The organism is Cedecea neteri, from assembly GCF_000758325.1.
Lineage (GTDB): Bacteria > Pseudomonadota > Gammaproteobacteria > Enterobacterales > Enterobacteriaceae > Cedecea > Cedecea neteri_B.
In genome coordinates this window covers 2,528,742-2,548,261 of record NZ_CP009459.1, presented here as the reverse complement: position 1 = coordinate 2,548,261, position 19,520 = coordinate 2,528,742, and the positions used below count along the sequence as shown (strand labels likewise).

Genomic DNA, 19,520 nt, shown 5'->3' with positions numbered 1-19,520 from the left:
TCTGCCCGGTAAAACCCGTATCATTGCGCGTTTTGCGTACCATTAAAGTGAACCCCATGACCCAGACATTTATCCCCGGCAAAGATGCCGCCCTGGAAGACTCCATCGCTCGCTTCCAGAAAAAGCTGACCGACCTCGGTTTCAATATCGAAGAAGCCTCCTGGCTTAACCCGGTACCAAACGTTTGGTCGGTGCATATCCGTGACAAAGACAGCGCCCTGTGCTTCACCAACGGTAAAGGTGCGACCAAAAAAGCCGCGCTGGCATCTGCGCTGGGTGAATATTTTGAACGTCTGTCGACTAACTACTTCTTCGCCGACTTCTGGCTGGGCGATACGATTGCAAACGGCCCGTTTGTGCATTATCCGAACGAGAAATGGTTCCCGCTGCCGGAAGATGACCAACTGCCTGAAGGCATCCTCGACGATCGTCTGCGCGCTTTCTACGACCCGGAAAACGAAGTCGGTGCCGGGATGCTGATCGATCTGCAGTCCGGGAACGAAGAGCGCGGTATTTGTGCCCTGCCATTCACCCGACAGTCAGACCTGCAGACTGTTTATATCCCGATGAACATCATTGGTAACCTGTACGTCTCCAACGGCATGTCTGCGGGCAACACGGCTAATGAAGCGCGGGTTCAGGGTCTGTCTGAAGTCTTCGAGCGCCATATCAAAAACCGCATCATCGCAGAAAGCATCAGCCTGCCAGAGATCCCACAGGATGTGCTGGCCCGCTATCCGGGCGTCGTGGAATCTATTAAAACGCTTGAAGCTGAAGGCTTCCCTATTTTTGCGTATGACGGTTCTCTGGGCGGTAAGTACCCGGTTATCTGCGTCGTACTGTTCAACCCGGCCAACGGAACCTGTTTCGCCTCCTTCGGCGCACATCCTGATTTTGGCGTTGCGCTGGAACGTACCGTCACCGAGTTGCTCCAGGGGCGCGGTCTGAAAGATCTGGATGTCTTTACGCCGCCAAGCTTCGACGATGAAGAAGTCGCTGAACACGCGAACCTGGAAACACACTTCATCGATTCCAGCGGCCTGATTTCCTGGGATATGTTCAAGCAGGACGCCGATTACCCGTTTGCTGACTGGAGCTTTGCTGGCACAACGGAAGAAGAGTTCGCTACGCTGATGGCTATCTTCAAGTCGGAAGATAAAGAAGTGTATATCGCCGACTACGAGCATTTGGACGTCTATGCCTGCCGTATTATCGTCCCAGGCATGTCTGATATTTACCCTGCCGACGACCTGCTGCTGGCCAACAACAGCATGGGCAGCCACCTGCGTGAAACAATTCTTGCGTTACCGGACAGTGAATGGGAGCAACAGGACTATCTGGATCTGATTGCCCAACTGGACGACGAAGGCCACGATGATTTCACCCGCGTGCGTGAATTACTGGGCCTGGCTACCGGGAAAGATAACGGCTGGTACACACTGCGCATTGGCGAGCTGAAAGCCATGCTGGCGTTAGCGGGTGGCGATCTTGAGCAGGCGCTGATCTGGACCGAGTGGACCATGGAGTTCAACGCTTCCATCTTTAGTCCGGAGCGTGCCAACTACTACCGCTGCCTGCAAACTCTGCTTCTGTTGTCACAGGAAGAAGAGCGCGAGCCTCTGCAATACCTGAACGCTTTCGTCCGTATGTACGGGGCTGAAGCCGTAGATGCCGCCAGCGCGGCGATGAGCGGTGAGGCCGCCTTCTATGGGCTGCAGCCAGTGGATAAGGATCTAAAAGCCTTCCCGGCGCATCAGGCTCTGCTGGCCGCGTACGAAAAGTTACAGCGCGCTAAAACCAAATATTGGCAGGTATAAAGTAATTTATTGACAACTTCCAGGTGCGTGTAGCACCTTGTCTGAGCTATATTACGGGGCGCTTTTTGCGCCCCTTTTTATTATTGCAACAATAATAATTTATTATGTAATTTTTTAGTTAATTTCAGGTAAATGGTTATTTTTTGATAACGGCAACAATGTTATCAAAATATAAAAATACCCCATTATAATTAACCAATTTCATGTCAGGGAGAAGCCAAATTCAATTTTATTTATAATTATTAAAATTTATTTTTTCATTTAAAATCAAAATATTATGATGAAAAACAGGAAAAGACCTGCTTTTTCAGTGCCTATTAGCTTGGCGAGATATGATCCACATCAATTTTTACTCTATAATGCTTTGTTAGTATCTCCTCGCCGAATTAAATAAGAGAGAGTTAGTGTGAAAGCTGACAACCCTTTTGATCTAGTACTTCCACCAGCGATGGCAAAAATTGCCGAAGATGCTGGCGTCTATAAAGCAACAAAACAGCCGCTAACGACCTTTTACTTAGCGATTACCGCCGGCGTCTTCATTTCGATTGCCTTCGTGTTCTACATCACCGCCACAACCGGCACATCCACGATTCCGTTTGGGATTGCCAAGCTGATTGGCGGCACATGTTTCTCATTAGGTTTAATTCTTTGTGTTATCTGCGGTGCAGACCTTTTCACCTCCACCGTGCTTATCGTCGTTGCCAAAGCCAGCGGCCGTATCACCTGGGGCCAGCTACTGCGTAACTGGGCTAACGTCTACATCGGTAACCTGATCGGTGCCCTGCTCTTTGTGCTGTTGATCTGGCTGTCCGGCATGTATATGACCGCCAACGGCGCATGGGGGCTGAATGTCCTGCAAACCGCCGACCATAAAATGCACCACACATTTGTTGAGGCCGTCTGCCTTGGCATTCTGGCGAACCTGATGGTGTGTCTCGCCGTCTGGATGAGCTACTCCGGCCGCAGCCTGATGGACAAAATGTTTGCTATGATCCTTCCGGTTGCCATGTTTGTTGCAAGCGGCTTTGAGCACAGCATCGCAAATATGTTCATGATCCCGATGGCTATCGTGGTTCGTGACTTTGCCAGCCCGGAATTCTGGACCGCCGTAGGGTCTTCTCCGGAAAGTTTCTCGCATCTGACCGTGTTGAACTTCATCACCGATAACCTGATTCCAGTCACCATCGGAAACATCATCGGCGGAGGTTTACTGGTTGGGTTGACATACTGGGTAATTTATCTGCGCGGTGGCGACAAGCATTAAGCTAAGTCAGTACGCAGGTTTAAGAACTCCACATTAGAAGGTAGGTGTTACATGTCCGAGCAAAATGAAAAGTTAGCCACAGCCTGGGAAGGTTTTGCTAAAGGCGACTGGCAGAATGAAGTCAACGTCCGTGACTTTATTCAGAAAAACTACACCCCGTACGAGGGTGACGAGTCCTTCCTGGCAGGTGCTACCGACGCAACTACCAAACTGTGGGACAGCGTGATGGAAGGCATTAAACTGGAAAACAGTACTCACGCGCCAGTTGACTTCGATACCGACCTCGCGTCTACCATCACCGCTCACGACGCGGGCTACATCAACAAGTCCCTCGAAACTATCGTGGGTCTGCAGACCGATGCTCCTCTGAAACGCGCTATCATTCCTTTCGGCGGCATCAAAATGGTCGAAGGTTCTTGCAAAGTATACGGTCGTGAACTCGACCCAATGCTGAAAAAGATCTTCACCGAATACCGCAAAACCCACAACCAGGGCGTGTTTGACGTTTACACCAAAGACATCCTGAACTGCCGTAAATCCGGTGTTATTACCGGTCTGCCAGATGCCTATGGCCGTGGCCGTATCATCGGTGACTACCGTCGCGTTGCGCTGTACGGTATCGACTACCTGATGAAAGACAAGTTCGCTCAGTTCAACTCACTGCAAACCAAACTGGAAAACGGTGAAGATCTGGAAGCAACTATCCGTCTGCGTGAAGAAATCTCCGAACAGCACCGTGCGCTGGGTCAGATCAAAGAGATGGCCGCTAAATATGGCTACGACATCTCAGGTCCTGCGACCAATGCTCAGGAAGCTATTCAGTGGACTTACTTCGGCTACCTGGCTGCGGTTAAATCTCAGAACGGCGCTGCAATGTCCTTCGGTCGCGTATCCACCTTCCTGGATGCTTACATCGAGCGCGATATCAAAGCAGGTAAAATCAACGAACAAGACGCTCAGGAAATGATTGACCACCTGGTCATGAAACTGCGTATGGTTCGCTTCCTGCGTACCCCAGAATACGATGAGCTGTTCTCCGGCGACCCAATCTGGGCAACCGAATCTATCGGCGGTATGGGCGTTGATGGCCGTACTCTGGTGACCAAAAACAGCTTCCGCTTCCTGAACACCCTGTACACCATGGGGCCGTCTCCGGAGCCAAACATCACCATTCTGTGGTCTGAAAAACTGCCACTGAACTTCAAAAAATACGCGGCTAAAGTCTCCATCGATACCTCTTCTCTGCAGTACGAGAATGACGATCTGATGCGTCCTGACTTCAACAACGATGACTACGCTATCGCATGCTGCGTAAGCCCGATGATCGTTGGTAAGCAAATGCAGTTCTTCGGTGCTCGTGCAAACCTGGCGAAAACCATGCTGTACGCTATCAACGGCGGCGTTGATGAAAAACTGAAAATGCAGGTTGGTCCTAAAGAAACACCAATCACTGCCGACGTTCTGGACTACGACAATGTGTTGGATCGTCTGGATCACTTCATGGACTGGCTGGCTAAACAGTACGTTACCGCGCTGAATATCATTCACTACATGCATGATAAATACAGCTACGAAGCGTCTCTGATGGCTCTGCACGACCGTGACGTTGTTCGCACCATGGCTTGTGGTATCGCGGGTCTGTCCGTTGCGGCTGACTCCCTGTCTGCAATCAAATACGCGAAAGTAAAACCTATCCGTGACGAAGATGGCCTGGCTATCGACTTCGAAATCGAAGGTGAATATCCACAGTTCGGTAACAACGATCCTCGCGTAGATGACATCGCCGTTGACCTGGTTGAACGTTTCATGAAGAAAATTCAGAAACTGACCACCTACCGTGGCGCTATCGCGACCCAGTCTGTTCTGACCATCACCTCTAACGTGGTTTATGGTAAGAAAACCGGTAACACCCCAGACGGTCGTCGCGCAGGTACTCCGTTCGGTCCAGGCGCTAACCCAATGCACGGTCGTGACCAGAAAGGTGCTGTTGCCTCTCTGACTTCCGTGGCTAAACTGCCGTTTGCCTACGCGAAAGATGGTATCTCTTATACCTTCTCCATCGTGCCAAACGCGCTGGGTAAAGACGATGACGTGCGTAAAACCAACCTTGCAGGTCTGATGGATGGTTACTTCCACCACGAAGCAAACATCGAAGGTGGTCAGCACCTGAACGTCAACGTAATGAACCGTGAAATGCTGCTGGATGCGATGGAAAATCCTGAGAAATATCCTCAGCTGACCATTCGCGTATCCGGTTATGCCGTTCGCTTCAACTCGCTGACTAAAGAGCAGCAGCAGGACGTCATTACCCGTACCTTCACTCAGTCCATCTAATTCCTTGTCAGACTGAAGAAGCGTACTATATAAAGGCTCCACTCCCGTGGGGCCTTTTTACTCACCTCCCTACCCTCAGCCTGCTTTGCCAGCTATCTATACTCTGGGTATCTGTCAAAACAGACTTAACACAGCCGGCTTGAGCTGTGCACGACACAGGCCCTGGACGGGCCACATCTGGAGAGATCACCGCAATGTCAGCAATCGGACGAATTCACTCTTTTGAATCCTGCGGTACCGTGGACGGCCCCGGTATCCGCTTTATCACCTTCTTCCAGGGCTGCCTGATGCGCTGCCTGTACTGCCACAACCGCGACACCTGGGACACCCACGGTGGCAAAGAAGTGACGGTGGAAGAGCTGATGAAAGAAGTTGTTACCTACCGCCACTTCATGAATGCATCCGGCGGCGGCGTCACCGCGTCCGGCGGCGAGGCTATCCTACAGGCCGAGTTTGTACGTGACTGGTTCCGCGCCTGCCACAAAGAAGGGATTCATACCTGCCTGGACACCAACGGCTTTGTTCGCCGCTACGATCCTGTGATTGATGAGCTGCTGGAGGTCACCGACCTGGTGATGCTCGATCTCAAGCAGATGAATGATGAAATCCACCAGAATCTGGTCGGGGTTTCAAACCACCGCACGCTTGAGTTTGCCCGCTATCTGTCGAAAAAAGACATTAAGGTGTGGATCCGCTACGTAGTCGTGCCGGGCTGGTCCGACGATGATGATTCCGCGCATCGCCTGGGTGAGTTCACCCGTGATATGGGCAACGTTGAAAAAATCGAGCTGTTGCCGTATCACGAGCTGGGCAAACACAAGTGGGTGGCAATGGGCGAAGAATACAAGCTGGATGGCGTACATCCGCCGAAGAAAGAAACGATGGAGCGGGTGAAAGGTATTCTGGAGCAGTACGGCCATAAAGTGATGTACTGATTCGAATCGTGCTCCCCTCTGCGGGAGCACGTAAATTTACTTGCTGACCTGTTTACTTCTCAGCAAAGCCCTACCAGTCACAAATTCCGGTGTGACGGCATCCTGGACACAATAAATTAATTAAGCGTGAGCCACCGGGGTTGGATGATGGCCCGCTTTGCGTAGCAGCATCATCAGGTAAACAAATGACACCGCAGCCATCATGATAAACAGCACGTTATCAGAATAATTTTGCATCAGCAGCGCAGTAACCGTCGGCCCGATCAGGCTCCCGATGGTGTAGCTCAACAACAGCGCCTGATTCATCGCCACCAGTTGATGACGTTCGATTCTTTCGCAAGCCCAGGCCATCGCCACCGGGTAAAGCGTGAACCCGAAAGCCCCAAGCACGAATAATGCAGGCCCCATGGCAGCGTTGCTGAGCATGGCCAGACAGCCGAGAATCACCACGAACACCTGCACACGCAGCACCAGCAGACGCCCATATTTGTCCGCCAGACGCCCCATCGGCCACTGACCAACAATACCCGCGCTGATCATCAGCGCCATCCAGAAGCCAATACCGGAGTCACTCACGCCCTGATGGTTCAAATACAACGGCATCAGACCATACAGAGAGCCGAGTACGATACCCGACATAATGCAGCCGTTCACGCCCAGCCGAGCCTGGCGCAGACGCAGCATCGGCCAGACCGGGGTGTTATCCCGGTGCTCATCGCCGTCGCTGACGATATGGGTAAACAGCAGCGGAAGGATAGCAGCCAGCACCAGCGCGGTAGCCCACGGCAGAACGTTCATCAGCTCAGTAGAAAGCTTGCTGACCATCAGCTGGCCGACCACCATCCCGATGTAGTAAACAGTCATGTAAGCCGCGAGCAGACGGCCACGATTGCGGGAAGTCCCGCTGCACATCAGCGCACTTTCAACCACAACCCAAATCATGGCGCAGCCCACGCCGGCCACAAACCGCCAGACCATCCAGCTCCAGAAACCGACCATCAGCCCGAGGCCAATACAACCCACGGCAAAAATAATAGAGGCAAGATAGTAGCTGCGGTTGAACCCGTGACGCTTAATCACCCATCCGGTAATCAATGTCCCGACCAGGTTGCCGGTAAAGTAGGCAGAGCCCACCATCCCGACCTGCCAGGTAGGAAGATTATCGTGAGCCAGCCAAAGCGGGACGAGCGTGTTTAAAACCGCCATCGCCAGAGTCAGCAGCAAAAGCCCGCAAAGCAGGAGCAATACGGGACGGGTATAGGTGGTCATGGGTATCAAACCGTGAGGAAATCAGGAAATTTGTGCGCATCATGCCACCGGCAAATTGATTGTCAATCCAGCAATAATGGGGGGTAAGAGGGGTTTTGACGGGGACGATTTGAAAAACTTATCCTGCTAATAAGTGACCGGGGTCACGTAAATTGTATCTCCCTGTTTTTGATGCGATATAGCGAAAAGCAGGCCAAAATGAGCAATGAAAAATTTCATGGATATTCAGGTGAGATTTTCTTATCTGAAAGCATGAAAAAGCGCGCCCGCAGGCGCGCTTATAACTCGATGAAATGTTAGCTCGCGATCGCCATACCAACCGTCATATGCAGCCCGTAGAAAACGCCACGACCGATAAGTTCGCCTGCAATCACCAATACCATCGCCAGCGTCAGCAGACCAACGCCAGGCCGATAACCTTTCAGCTGCGGAACAATCCAGCCAACCAGGGCTATCACCAGCAGAACCATCCGCCACGCCATCAGCGAGCCGTACTCCGGTACCAGCGCAGAAGCCTGCTGAATAGAGTTATGCAGCGTTGCCAGCTCCATGCCCTGCATCAGCACGACAACCATGCTAACCAGCAAGGCGAGCAGCGAGACAACAGGCAATATACGCATCCCCCAGCCGCTAACCCCGGCGGCAGAAAGCAGCAAATAGCCCAGCAGTGGACCACCGATAAACATCGTCAGGAAGAAGCTCAGCGGCGTCCAGACGCTAAACCAGGTAGGGACCGTGTCGATCAGGTAAACCCGGCTCATCATCCAGACAAATACCACACCCAGAATCATGGTCAGTACGGCCCAGATCTTACCAAGCGCCAGGGGCATTTTTCCGAGCACGGTCAAAAGCCACCAGAAGCCGCCCACGGCAAAGAATACTGAGCCGCTGGCAATTTCATTGCTCAGCGCCGAGCTGCCTAGCCGGTTAAGGGAGTTGAACGCTCGCAACGGCGACCCGAGATGCAGAATTGAGGCAATAAAGCCGATGCCCATCAGGATCCACAGCACCATCATTAGCCATTCGGTGCGCTTGCGAACCGCCCTGTCCTTCACGCCATACAATAGTGCCAATGCCATAACGATAAACCCGCCCGCAACGCACTGGCCTAACACCGTAAAGACCATCAGCGGCCATTCATGCCATCCGTTTCCCATCTCACACCTCCTTCGGGTTGGCCAGATAACCGCTGGTATCCCCACTTGGGCGGCTATTAGCGTTAGGTTTAATCACGATGTTTGGTTTTGTGAAGTGCGATGCAGGCAGCGGGGCAATGGCGGCCTGAGTACCGTACTTTTTGCGTAATTCGTCGACAGGCGCCAAATCCAGCGCGCGCAGCGGGCAGGATTCCACACAAATCGGCTTTTTCCCCTCGGCAACGCGTTCATAACAGCCATCGCACTTGGTCATGTGGCCTTTCTCTTCGTTGTACTGCGGCGCACCGTACGGACACGCCATATGGCAGTAGCGGCAGCCGATACAAACCTCTTCGTTCACTACCACAAACCCATCTTCCCGCTTATGCATGGCGCCGCTCGGGCAGACCTTAGTACAGGCCGGATCTTCACAGTGGTTACAGGAGATAGAAAGGTAGTAGGCGAAAACATCCTGGTGGAATACGCCGTTATCTTCCTGCCAGTTACCGCCCGCATATTCATAAATGCGGCGATAGCTGACTTCCGGACTCAGGTTCTTAAAATCCTTGCACGCCAGTTCGCAGGTTTTGCAGCCGGTGCAGCGGCTGGAGTCGATATAAAAGCCATATTGGGTTGTCATTTACTGCTCCTTACGCCTTTTCAACCTGGACCAGGTTACTGTGGGATGGATTGCCTTTTGCCAGCGGTGACGGGCGCTGAGTGGTCAGCACATTGATGCTGCCCCCGCGGTCGACTTTATTGGCATCGGGGCTATACCAGGCGCCTTCCCCTAAGGCGACAACGCCAGGAATGATGCGTGGCGTGACTTTGGCGCTAATGCGCACTTCTCCGCGATCGTTGAAAATACGGACCTCATCACCATTCGCGATCCCACGCTGGCGTGCATCCAACGGATTAATCCACATCTCCTGACGACAGGCGGATTTCAACACGTCGACATTGCCATAGGTCGAGTGCGTCCGCGCTTTGTAATGGAAGCCAGTCAGCTGCAGCGGCCATTTCTCCGCCAGCGGATCGCCAACGTTCTCAAAACCAGCGCTATACACCGGCAGCGGGTCGATGACATCCCCTTCTGGCAGTTCCCAGGTGGCGGCAATGTCCGCAAGCTGAGCCGAATAGATCTCAATTTTCCCTGACGGCGTCGTTAATGGGTTGGCATAGGGATCTTCACGGAAGGCTTTGTAGGCGACGTGATGCCCTTCCGGGTCACGCTTTTTAAACATCCCCAATTGGCGGAACTCATCAAAGCTCGGCAGCTCAGGGATCGCTTCCTGAGATTGAGCATACAGGTGACGCATCCAGCCTTCCTGGGTCCGTCCTTCCGTGAAACGCTGCTCCACGCCCATACGCTTCGCCAGTTCAGTCGTCATTTCATAGATGGTTTTGCATTCAAAACGCGGCTTGATGGCCTGTTCGGCAAAAATCACATACGACATGTTGCCGCAGGAGGCATCGAGGCAGAAATCCATCTGCTCAGAGGCCGTGCAATCCGGCAGAAGAATATCGGCGTATTTCGCAGAGGACGTCATGTGGTTGTCGATCACCACGATCATTTCGCATTTTTTATCATCCTGCAGAATATCGTGCGTGCGGTTGATCTGAGAATGCTGGTTAATCAGGCAATTACCGGCATAGTTCCAGACCATTTTTATCGGTACATCCAGTTTCTCTTTACCACGCACGCCGTCGCGGGTGGCCGTCATCTCCGTGCCGCGCTCAATGGCATCGGTCCACATAAACATCGAGATACTGGTTTGCACCGGATTATCCAGCGTAGGCATACGCACAAACGGCAGGCTATAAGAGCCTTCACGAGCCCCGCTGTTACCCCCGTGAATACCGACGTTACCGGTCAGAATAGAAAGCATGGCGATTGCGCGGGAAACCAGCTCGCCGTTGGAGTGACGCTGCGGCCCCCAGCCCTGGCTGATAAAGGCCGGTTTAGCGCTGCCAATTTCCCGGGCAAGTTTGATAATACGATCGGTCGGAATACCGGTTATCTGCGAAGCCCATTCAGGCGTTTTGGCAACACCGTCCACCCCCTGACCGAGGATGTAAGCTTTGTAGTGGCCATTGCGCGGTGCACCTGCCGGGAGCGTTTTTTCATCATAGCCCACGCAGTATTTGTCCAGAAAAGCCTGATCTACGAGGTTTTCGTCAATCATTACCCACGCGAGCGCGGAAATCAGCGCCGCATCGGTACCTGGGCGAATAGGGATCCACTCGTCTTCCCGGCCTGCGCCGGTGTCGGTGTAACGTGGGTCAATGATAATCATTCGGGCATTGGACTTTTGACGAGCCTGCTCGAGGTAATAAGTCACTCCGCCACCGCTCATCCGCGTTTCGCCCGGATTATTGCCGAACAGCACCACCAGTTTGCTGTTTTCAATATCGGATGGGCTGTTGCCGTCCGCCCAGCCGCCGTAGGTATAATTCAGACCGGCGGCAATCTGTGCGGTGGAATAGTCCCCGTAATGATTGAGATAGCCCCCGCAGCAGTTCATCAGTCGGGCAATCAGCGTGGAACCCGGCGGCCAGGAACGCGTCATGGTTCCGCCCAGCGTACCGGTGCCATAATTCAGATAAATAGCTTCGTTACCGTACTCTTTAATGATGCCCTGCATGCTGTGGGCGATGGTATCAAACGCTTCATCCCAGCTGATACGCTCGAACTTCCCTTCGCCGCGCGCGCCAACGCGTTTCATCGGGTATTTCAGGCGATCGGCATTGTAGACCCGGCGACGCATAGAGCGACCACGCAGGCAGGCCCGAACCTGGTGTAAACCTTCGTAATCGTCATCGCCGGTATTATCAGTTTCGACATATTTAATTTCACCATCCACCACGTGCATACGCAACGGGCAGCGGCTGCCACAGTTGACCGTACAGGCGCTCCAGACCACTTTCTCTTCACCACCAGGGTTATCCGGTTGGGCGGCAAAAGCAAGCCTGGAAAAAGGGAGTGAGAAGGCGCTAGTTGCAGCAGCTAAACCACCGATTGCCGTGGTTTGGACCAGCTTACGACGGCTGACCTCTGCCGCGAGAATCGCGTTAGGGGTTTTATCAGTCATAGTGACCTACTTGTTTTGCTCACAGTTAAAATAAGCCGACAGCGGTCACGCGGGTTGAGAGCCCACATTCCGTTGCGCAGCTAAAGGATGAAAGGGGTGTCCGGTTTATTTTTATTGAAGGATTGACCTGGCCGCGTCACGCCATGTGAAGCACGGCCGTCAAATGATGATTAGATTGAAGTTTTAATTGAACAATCATCACCCGCTTCCGGTGAGCAATAATACTTCTTTGGGAGTAGGGGTTATTGTCTGGTATCAAGAAAGGCGGTGTTGACGTAAAAGCTCGGAATTACGGTATAAAAAAAGCGCCCTGAGGCGCTTTTTAAATGCATCACAAACGGTGGATTACCCGATGTATTCCAGGCCATTCATGTAAGGACGCAGCACTTCTGGTACCTGAATGCGGCCATCAGCCTGCTGGTAGTTTTCCAGGACGGCGACCAGAGTACGGCCCACGGCCAGACCAGAACCGTTCAGGGTGTGAACCAGGCGAGTTTTCTTGTCTGCTTTACTGCGGCAGCGGGCCTGCAGGCGGCGAGCCTGGAAGTCCCAGCAGTTGGAGCAGGAAGAGATCTCACGGTACGTATCCTGTGCTGGCAGCCAGACTTCCAGATCGTAAGTTTTGCGTGCACCGAAACCGATATCACCGCTGCAAAGCAGCACTTTACGGTATGGCAGACCCAGCAGTTGCAGAACCTTCTCCGCATGGCCGGTCATCTCTTCCAGCGCATCCATAGAGTCTTCAGGACGAACAATCTGCACCATCTCAACTTTGTCGAACTGGTGCATACGAATCAGCCCGCGAGTATCACGGCCGTAGGATCCAGCTTCAGAGCGGAAGCACGGCGTATGTGCAGTCAGCTTCAGCGGCAGGGAATCTTCGTCGATGATCTCGTCGCGAACCAGGTTAGTCAACGGCACTTCTGCGGTAGGAATCAGCGCATAGTTGCTGCTGTCCGCTTCTTCTTCCAGCGGACGGGTGTGGAACAGATCGCCGCCAAACTTAGGCAACTGCCCGGTACCGTACAGCGTATCCTGGTTAACCAGATACGGAACATAGTTTTCCATGTAACCGTGCTGTTCGGTATGCAGATCCAGCATAAACTGGCTCAACGCACGGTGCATACGCGCCACCTGCCCCTGCATTACTACAAAGCGGGAACCGGTGAGTTTAACCGCCGCAGCGAAGTCCAGGCCTTTTGCCATTTCACCCAGGGTGACGTGATCGCGTACTTCGAAATCAAATTTACGCGGCTCGCCCCAGCGGCTAACTTCGACGTTTTCGCTGTCGTCTTTGCCCAACGGCACGCAGTCATCAGGAATGTTTGGCAGGGTCAGCGAGATATCGCGAATTTCTGCCAGCAGAGAATCAAGCTCGTTTTTCGCTGCATCCAGCTCTTCGCCCAGCTGGTTAACCTGCAGGCGCAGCGGCTCAATGTCTTCTCCGCGCGCTTTCGCCTGGCCGATGGATTTCGATCGCGAGTTACGTTCAGCCTGCAGATTTTCCGTTTTGACCTGCAGTACTTTACGACGCTCTTCCAGAGAGCGCAGCGTGTCTACATCCAGCTTAAAGCCCCGGCGTGCCAGTTTTTCAGCGACTGCGTCTGGCTCTGTACGCAGCAGATTGGGATCGAGCATGCTTATCCTGTGCTTATCGAATTGAATTTATAGGAGTGCGGCCACAGCCTGCGGCCGCTTTGATAGTCTTGCTAACCTTACCGCAACGCCTGCATTAGCGGTAGCGTTTTGTGGGGCTTTTCTGATCCTGCTCGGTAAGCCAGGCTAGCTTTTCGCCAATCTTACCTTCCAGACCTCTGTTGGTAGGCCGATAGTAGCGAGTTTGTGCCATTTCAGGTGGAAAATAGTCTTCCCCTGCGGCATAGGCATTGGGCTCGTCGTGGGCGTAACGGTATTCCTGGCCATAGCCCATTTCTTTCATCAGCTTCGTTGGGGCGTTGCGCAGATGAACGGGCACGTCATAATCAGGGCGTTCGCGCGCATCCGCCATTGCAGCTTTAAACGCGGTATAAACGGCGTTACTTTTCGGCGCACAAGCCAGGTAGACGATCGCCTGCGCAATAGCCCTTTCCCCTTCCGCTGGCCCTACGCGGGTGAAGCAATCCCAGGCGGCAATGGCCACCTGCATACCTCTGGGATCCGCATTACCAACATCTTCAGAGGCAATCGCCAGTAAACGCCGTGCAACGTAGAGCGGATCGCCGCCCGCGCTAATAATGCGCGCGTACCAGTAAAGAGCGGCGTCCGGGGCAGACCCTCGAATTGATTTATGTACCGCTGAAATCAAATCGTAAAAACGATCGCCTTTATTATCGAAACGCGCGCTGCGTTCGCCAGCAATCTCCGTTAGCAATTGGGTTTGCAAAATCCGATTGCCGCTGGCGTCAATTTCAGCCATATCCGCCATCATTTCGAGCGTATTCAGTGCCCGGCGCGCATCGCCGTTCACCAGCTCGGCAATAGCTTTACGCGTTTCGTCCGGCAGGATGATATTTTGCCCGCCGTAGCCTCTGGCTTTATCGTTCATCGCCTGATCGAGCACCAGCTCAATATCAGCCACGGTCAGTGATTTCAGCAGATAGACACGGGCGCGGGAAAGCAGCGCCGAGTTCAGCTCAAAAGAAGGGTTTTCGGTTGTCGCACCGATGAAAGTAATGGTGCCGTCTTCAATATGCGGCAGGAAGGCATCCTGCTGACTTTTATTGAAGCGGTGAACTTCGTCGACAAAAAGAATGGTGCGGCGCCCGGCATTGCGGTTCTGCCGCGCGCGTTCGATGGCCTCACGGATATCTTTTACGCCTGAGGTTACCGCAGAAATACGTTCGACATCCGCGCTTGCATAGCGAGCAATCACTTCAGCGAGGGTGGTTTTACCGGTGCCCGGCGGCCCCCAAAGAATCATGGAATGCAGATGACCTGCTTCAATGGCTCGGGGCAGAGGTTTTCCATCAGCCAGCAGATGCTGCTGACCGATGTACTGCGCCAGATTTTCTGGCCGCATACGCGCGGCCAGCGGCTGGAAGGTATTCTCTGAAAAATCGAGCGACAGGTTGCTCACTCAAGCCTCTACTTACGTTGGTCGTCCACCGTGACGCCTTTTGGCGGGGTGAACGTAAACTTACCGGCATCCACTGCGCCGTTTTGCTGAGCCTTCAAAGTATAGCTGCTGCGCTGGTCATCCTGCTCTACCGCGCTGAACTGATGGATAGTGCCGTCACGGCCAACGTTGATGGTGAACTGCTTCAGGTTACCCGAGCTGCTTTTTGGCGTCAGCACGAAGTCATCGCCATTTTGCTTGATGTTGTATTGCTTCCAGTCGCTGGTCTGGTTGCGGGCAATCAGCATAAACGGTGTATTGCTGGTGGCGTCTTTTAGCCAGGTGGCCGTTACCTGCTCAACAAACGGGTTGTAGAACCACAGGGTTTTACCGTCGGAAACAAGGATGCTTTCATCGGGCTGAGTCATGTGCCAGTTGAACAGGTTTGGGCGCTTAACCCACAGGTCACCCTGACCGTCCTGTACGGCAGCACCGCTACCATCGGTGACTTTCTGGGTGAAGCTGGCGTGGAAGCTGCCAACTTTATCAAGGCGGCCCTGCAAATCCCCGGCTGCGTCAGCCCAGGCTCCGGTTGCGGTCAGGCCAGCTAACAGCGCGCAGGCAATTACGATTTTTTTCATTATGTTCCCTCTGGATTCATTGACCACCTGACGATGGCGCTTCTGCTGCTCACTCTAGTGAAGTCTTCGGTTACCGCAACAGAAGAATAAGCTGATTTTCCGGTAATTTACCCATCTTTGCAAAAAGAGCCGCAGGCGCGGCTCTTTTTTGCTCAATGACTGGCGCTCGGTCGGATTACTCAAACTGAGGCGGCGCAAGAACCTCGCGGTTACCGTTATGCCCCTGCGGGCTCACGATCCCCTGCGCTTCCATCTGCTCCACGATCCTCGCGGCTCTGTTGTAGCCGATGCGGAACTGACGCTGCACGCCAGAGATGGATGCTTTGCGTTTCTCAACCACGAAAGCGACAGCCTGATCGAAGAGCGGATCCAGCTCTTCGTCACCGTCCATCCCGCCGCCACCGCCGTCACCGCTGCCTTCATCATCGGTAATGCCGGTGATGTACTGCGGACGGCCACGTGCTTTCCAGTCCTGCACCACCGCATGTACTTCTTCATCACGCACAAAGGCACCGTGCACACGAATCGGCGTCGTGGAGTTTGGTGCGGAGTAAAGCATATCCCCCATGCCGAGAAGTGATTCAGCGCCGCCCTGATCAAGGATGGTACGCGAGTCAATTTTGCTCGACACCGTAAACGCGATACGGGTTGGGATATTAGCTTTAATAAGGCCGGTAATGACGTCAACTGATGGACGCTGGGTAGCCAGAACAAGGTGAATACCTGCGGCGCGCGCTTTCTGCGCGAGGCGGGCGATCAGCTCTTCTACTTTTTTACCTACCGTCATCATCAGGTCGGCAAACTCATCCACCAGCACCACGATGTACGGCAGTTTCTCCAGCATTGGATGGCTGACTTCCATACTGTCGCCAGGCTTCCAGAACGGGTCAGGAATTGGGCGCCCCATTCGCTCTGCTTCCAGCACGCGTTCGTTGTAGCCCGCAAGATTTCGCACGCCCAGTGCGGACATCAGCTTATAGCGGCGCTCCATTTCGTTCACGCTCCAGCGCAGCGCATTTGCGGCGTCTTTCATATCCGTAACCACTTCGGTCAACAGATGTGGGATGCCTTCATACACCGACAGCTCAAGCATTTTCGGATCGATCATAATGAAGCGAACGTCTTCCGGCGTTGCTTTATACAACATGCTGATGATCATGGCGTTTACGCCGACCGACTTACCGGAACCCGTTGTACCGGCTACCAGCAAGTGAGGCATTTTTGCCAGGTCTGCAACCACAGGCTCACCGCCGATGTCTTTACCCAGAACCACGGTCAACGGAGAGCCGTTGTCGCGGAATTTAGCACAATCGAGAACTTCACGCAGATAAACGGTCTGGCGCTTTTTGTTAGGCAACTCAAGGCCTACGTAAGGTTTACCCGGAATAACCTCAACCACACGCACGGCGACAGTGGAGAGTGAACGCGCCAGATCACGGGATAGGTTAGAGATACGGGCAGCCTTCACGCCCGGAGCCAAATCCAGCTCGAAGCGGGTAATGACTGGGCCAGGGGAATAATCCACTACATCCGCTTTAATGCGGTAATCCGCCAGGCGCGCTTCAACCAGACGCGCCATCTGCTCCATCGCAAAGGTATCTACCGGTTCAACCTCCGTTGGAGGAGAAGTCAGTAGATCCAACGACGGCAGCGGCGTGGTCGGTTTCTGAAGCGGGCGGTCGTCGCCATTGCGCATCAGGAACGGGTGGATCAGGCTCTCTTTTGGCTCTGGCGCAGCGGGATGATGCTGAGCCGCCTGAGCATATTGAGAAGGCTGTGCCGCGGGTTGACTGTGCTGAACTGGCTGCGGGGCCGGTTCAAAGCTCGGGGTAAACAGCGGCTCGCTCGGCGTATCATCCACCAGCTCCTTCAACGATGACTGGAAATCAAAGTCGTCCAGAGAGAACGGCGCATTGTTCTGCTGTGGCTGCTCGCTATAGCGCTGTTGCTGCTGCGCAGCAAACTGACGCGCAAGTTCTGCCTCTTCCGCCTCGGCCTGCTGTTCTTCAGACCAGCTTTCGTCTTCGTACTCTTCGCCATAGCGCTGCTGTTGCTGGGCTGCAAACTGGCGAGCCAGTTCGTGCTGCTGCAGCGCATCGCTTTCATCGCCGTAATCGTCTTCAGACTGCTGGTTCTCGGCAAGTCTCGCCTGCTCTTCTGCCATTCGCTGGGAAGGCAGTTTTATGCCGTAGGAGGCCAGTTCACGACGAGTCGGAACGCGTACCCGGTTCGGACGTGGCAGTTGAGGGCCAATACCTTCTTTTACTTGAGGACGTGGCACATCGCTGGTGATACTGAACACGGGTGAAAATGCCGCCGCAGCAGCTGCAGTTTTAACTGCCTGCTGAACGCCTGATGCACTCTGCGTTAAATCCGGCACTGGCATTTCTGGTGCCGATAACGACGAGGAAACGGGCGCAGATGTCGGTATCGAAGGTTGAGCCTGCTCCGGCATCGCAGATTTTACCGGCGCATAGCTGTAAGGATCAGGCTTTGGCTCATTGACTGGTTGGTACCACGCCGCAAGCTGTTCACGTTCCCGGGCTCGCTTCTCTTCCACTTCTTCAAAGTGGTACATCGGCGGGCGAACGTATTTCACCTCTTCTACCGGCTCAGGTACGGGCTGTGGTTCAACGGCTGGCTGAGCCACTGGCACAACCGGTTCAGACCAGCTTTGATGTGTCTCAGGCACAACCTGCTGTTGGATGCTTGCCGGGTGCGGCGAACTGTAATGATCCGGGGCAGGCGCAATAACCGGGTCTGGCGTGACCGTTGTCGGTGCCGGTTCCCAGGCAATCGTTGGGGCAGCAGACTCAGCGTCAACGACGGGGGCAGGTGTAGATACTGGAGGCATTGGCGCAACCGGCGGTACTGGCGTAGCCCACGACTGACTAGCGGCTGTTGCGACAGTTGCCGCGGCAACAGGCTCAACGGCAGAATGCCCGCTGAACAGCGGATCGTATTCCTGATCTTCAGGCAAAGTGGCTTTATGCCCGGAGAACAGCACATCGTTCGGATCCGCTTCTACGCCACGAGCGCTGAACAACACGTCGTCTTCAGCGTCGTCCATACGCTTGCCGGAGAACAATGCAGCATCTGTTTTGCGGCCGTTAGGATTAGCAAACTTCTGCGACAGGCGCTGCTTGCGCGCAAGCGCCCCGCGTAAAATGCGCGCCCGACGAGATTCACGTTTCTCAGCAGAAACCTGCGGCGCTTCGTCTTCGTCATGCTCTTCTTCGTATTCGTCCTCATCCTGCCAGGTGTTATCCCTGCGGGTGCGGTTGCTGGCAAAAGTCAGCACGGTCAGCACCGCGCTGCCAAGTTTCTCAGCAATACTGACCCAGGACCAGCCGGTGAACAGCGTCAGACCAGCAGCCCAAACGCAAAGCAGCGCAATTGTGCCACCGCTGCTATTCAACAGCGGCATCATAGCGGTGCTAAGCAAACTGCCCAGCACGCCGCCCGAAGCGAAGTACCAAATATCGTCCGCGTTGATGGCCGCCAGACCACAAGAGGTCAGCACCATTGCAAGAACGCCGATCAGGCGCAGCGAAACGGCAAAATAATCGATGAATTCTTCACTATCGCGCTGGCGCCAGGTGAACCAGCAGCCACCGATGATAATCACCGGAATGGTGTAGGCCATCACGCCAAAAATGAAGAACAACGTATCGGCAAACCACGCTCCCGGCGCGCCACCCAAATTATGGATTGGCTCATGCCACGCGGTTTGCGACCAGCTGGGGTCTGAGGGGTTAAAGCTTAACAAGGCAACCATCAAATAGATGGCGAATAAGGCAACAAGGATCAGCAACGCCTCGAGTAAACGGCGCCCGCTGCTCAGTTTCCGCAATGTTACTTCTTTATCTTCGGTATATTCCTGGCTCAAGAAAGGCTCTCCAGGTCCTTAAACTCAATGGAGACAACAGCACCGGCGGCCTGCCGGGCTGTTGCTGTATGGATTCCCAGGAGTGTAA

The 19,520-nt window shown here is 53.8% G+C and carries 12 protein-coding genes; 4 read left to right on the top strand and 8 right to left on the bottom strand.

Features of this window, described 5'->3' with window-relative positions:
* The first annotated feature begins 56 nt into the window (after positions 1-56).
* The 4 genes from ycaO to pflA all read left to right on the top strand — a co-directional run bounded on the left by ycaO (position 57) and on the right by pflA (position 6,350).
* Positions 57-1,817 (top strand): 30S ribosomal protein S12 methylthiotransferase accessory factor YcaO, encoded by a 1,761-nt coding sequence (gene ycaO / locus LH86_RS12005; RefSeq protein ID WP_039306122.1) that lies wholly within the window; start codon positions 57-59, stop codon positions 1,815-1,817.
* A 406-nt stretch (positions 1,818-2,223) separates the two neighbouring features.
* Positions 2,224-3,081 (top strand): formate transporter FocA, encoded by an 858-nt coding sequence (focA, locus tag LH86_RS12000; RefSeq protein WP_039301559.1) that lies wholly within the window; start codon positions 2,224-2,226, stop codon positions 3,079-3,081.
* A gap of 51 nt (positions 3,082-3,132) precedes the next feature.
* Positions 3,133-5,415: a formate C-acetyltransferase gene (gene pflB, locus LH86_RS11995; protein ID WP_039301556.1), complete on the top strand. Its 2,283-nt coding sequence runs from the start codon at positions 3,133-3,135 to the stop codon at positions 5,413-5,415.
* A 194-nt stretch (positions 5,416-5,609) separates the two neighbouring features.
* Positions 5,610-6,350, top strand: a complete 741-nt coding sequence (pflA, locus tag LH86_RS11990) for a pyruvate formate lyase 1-activating protein (protein WP_039301553.1) — start codon at positions 5,610-5,612, stop codon at positions 6,348-6,350.
* 120 nt (positions 6,351-6,470) lie between these two features.
* On the opposite strand, the gene LH86_RS11985 is transcribed toward pflA, so the two are convergent.
* The 8 genes from LH86_RS11985 to LH86_RS11950 form a co-directional block, all read right to left on the bottom strand.
* A complete protein-coding gene (locus tag LH86_RS11985; protein WP_008461162.1) occupies positions 6,471-7,619 on the bottom strand; it encodes an MFS transporter in 1,149 nt (382 codons plus the stop codon).
* Between the two features lie 296 nt (positions 7,620-7,915).
* Positions 7,916-8,776, bottom strand: a complete 861-nt coding sequence (locus LH86_RS11980) for a dimethyl sulfoxide reductase anchor subunit family protein (RefSeq protein WP_039301550.1) — start codon at positions 8,774-8,776, stop codon at positions 7,916-7,918.
* A 1-nt stretch (position 8,777) separates the two neighbouring features.
* On the bottom strand, positions 8,778-9,395 hold the full coding sequence (locus LH86_RS11975) for a DMSO/selenate family reductase complex B subunit (protein ID WP_008461158.1): 618 nt from the start codon (positions 9,393-9,395) through the stop codon (positions 8,778-8,780).
* 10 nt (positions 9,396-9,405) lie between these two features.
* Positions 9,406-11,847 (bottom strand): dimethylsulfoxide reductase subunit A, encoded by a 2,442-nt coding sequence (dmsA, locus tag LH86_RS11970; protein WP_039301547.1) that lies wholly within the window; start codon positions 11,845-11,847, stop codon positions 9,406-9,408.
* 345 nt (positions 11,848-12,192) lie between these two features.
* A complete protein-coding gene (gene serS / locus LH86_RS11965) occupies positions 12,193-13,485 on the bottom strand; it encodes a serine--tRNA ligase (protein ID WP_008461154.1) in 1,293 nt (430 codons plus the stop codon).
* A gap of 94 nt (positions 13,486-13,579) precedes the next feature.
* Positions 13,580-14,923 carry a replication-associated recombination protein A gene (locus LH86_RS11960; RefSeq protein WP_008461151.1) on the bottom strand — a complete coding sequence of 448 codons (1,344 nt, stop codon included), beginning with the start codon at positions 14,921-14,923 and terminating at the stop codon, positions 13,580-13,582.
* 8 nt (positions 14,924-14,931) lie between these two features.
* On the bottom strand, positions 14,932-15,543 hold the full coding sequence (gene lolA, locus LH86_RS11955) for an outer membrane lipoprotein chaperone LolA (protein WP_039301544.1): 612 nt from the start codon (positions 15,541-15,543) through the stop codon (positions 14,932-14,934).
* A 175-nt stretch (positions 15,544-15,718) separates the two neighbouring features.
* Positions 15,719-19,432, bottom strand: a complete 3,714-nt coding sequence (locus LH86_RS11950; RefSeq protein ID WP_039301540.1) for a DNA translocase FtsK 4TM domain-containing protein — start codon at positions 19,430-19,432, stop codon at positions 15,719-15,721.
* Positions 19,433-19,520 lie beyond the last annotated feature (88 nt).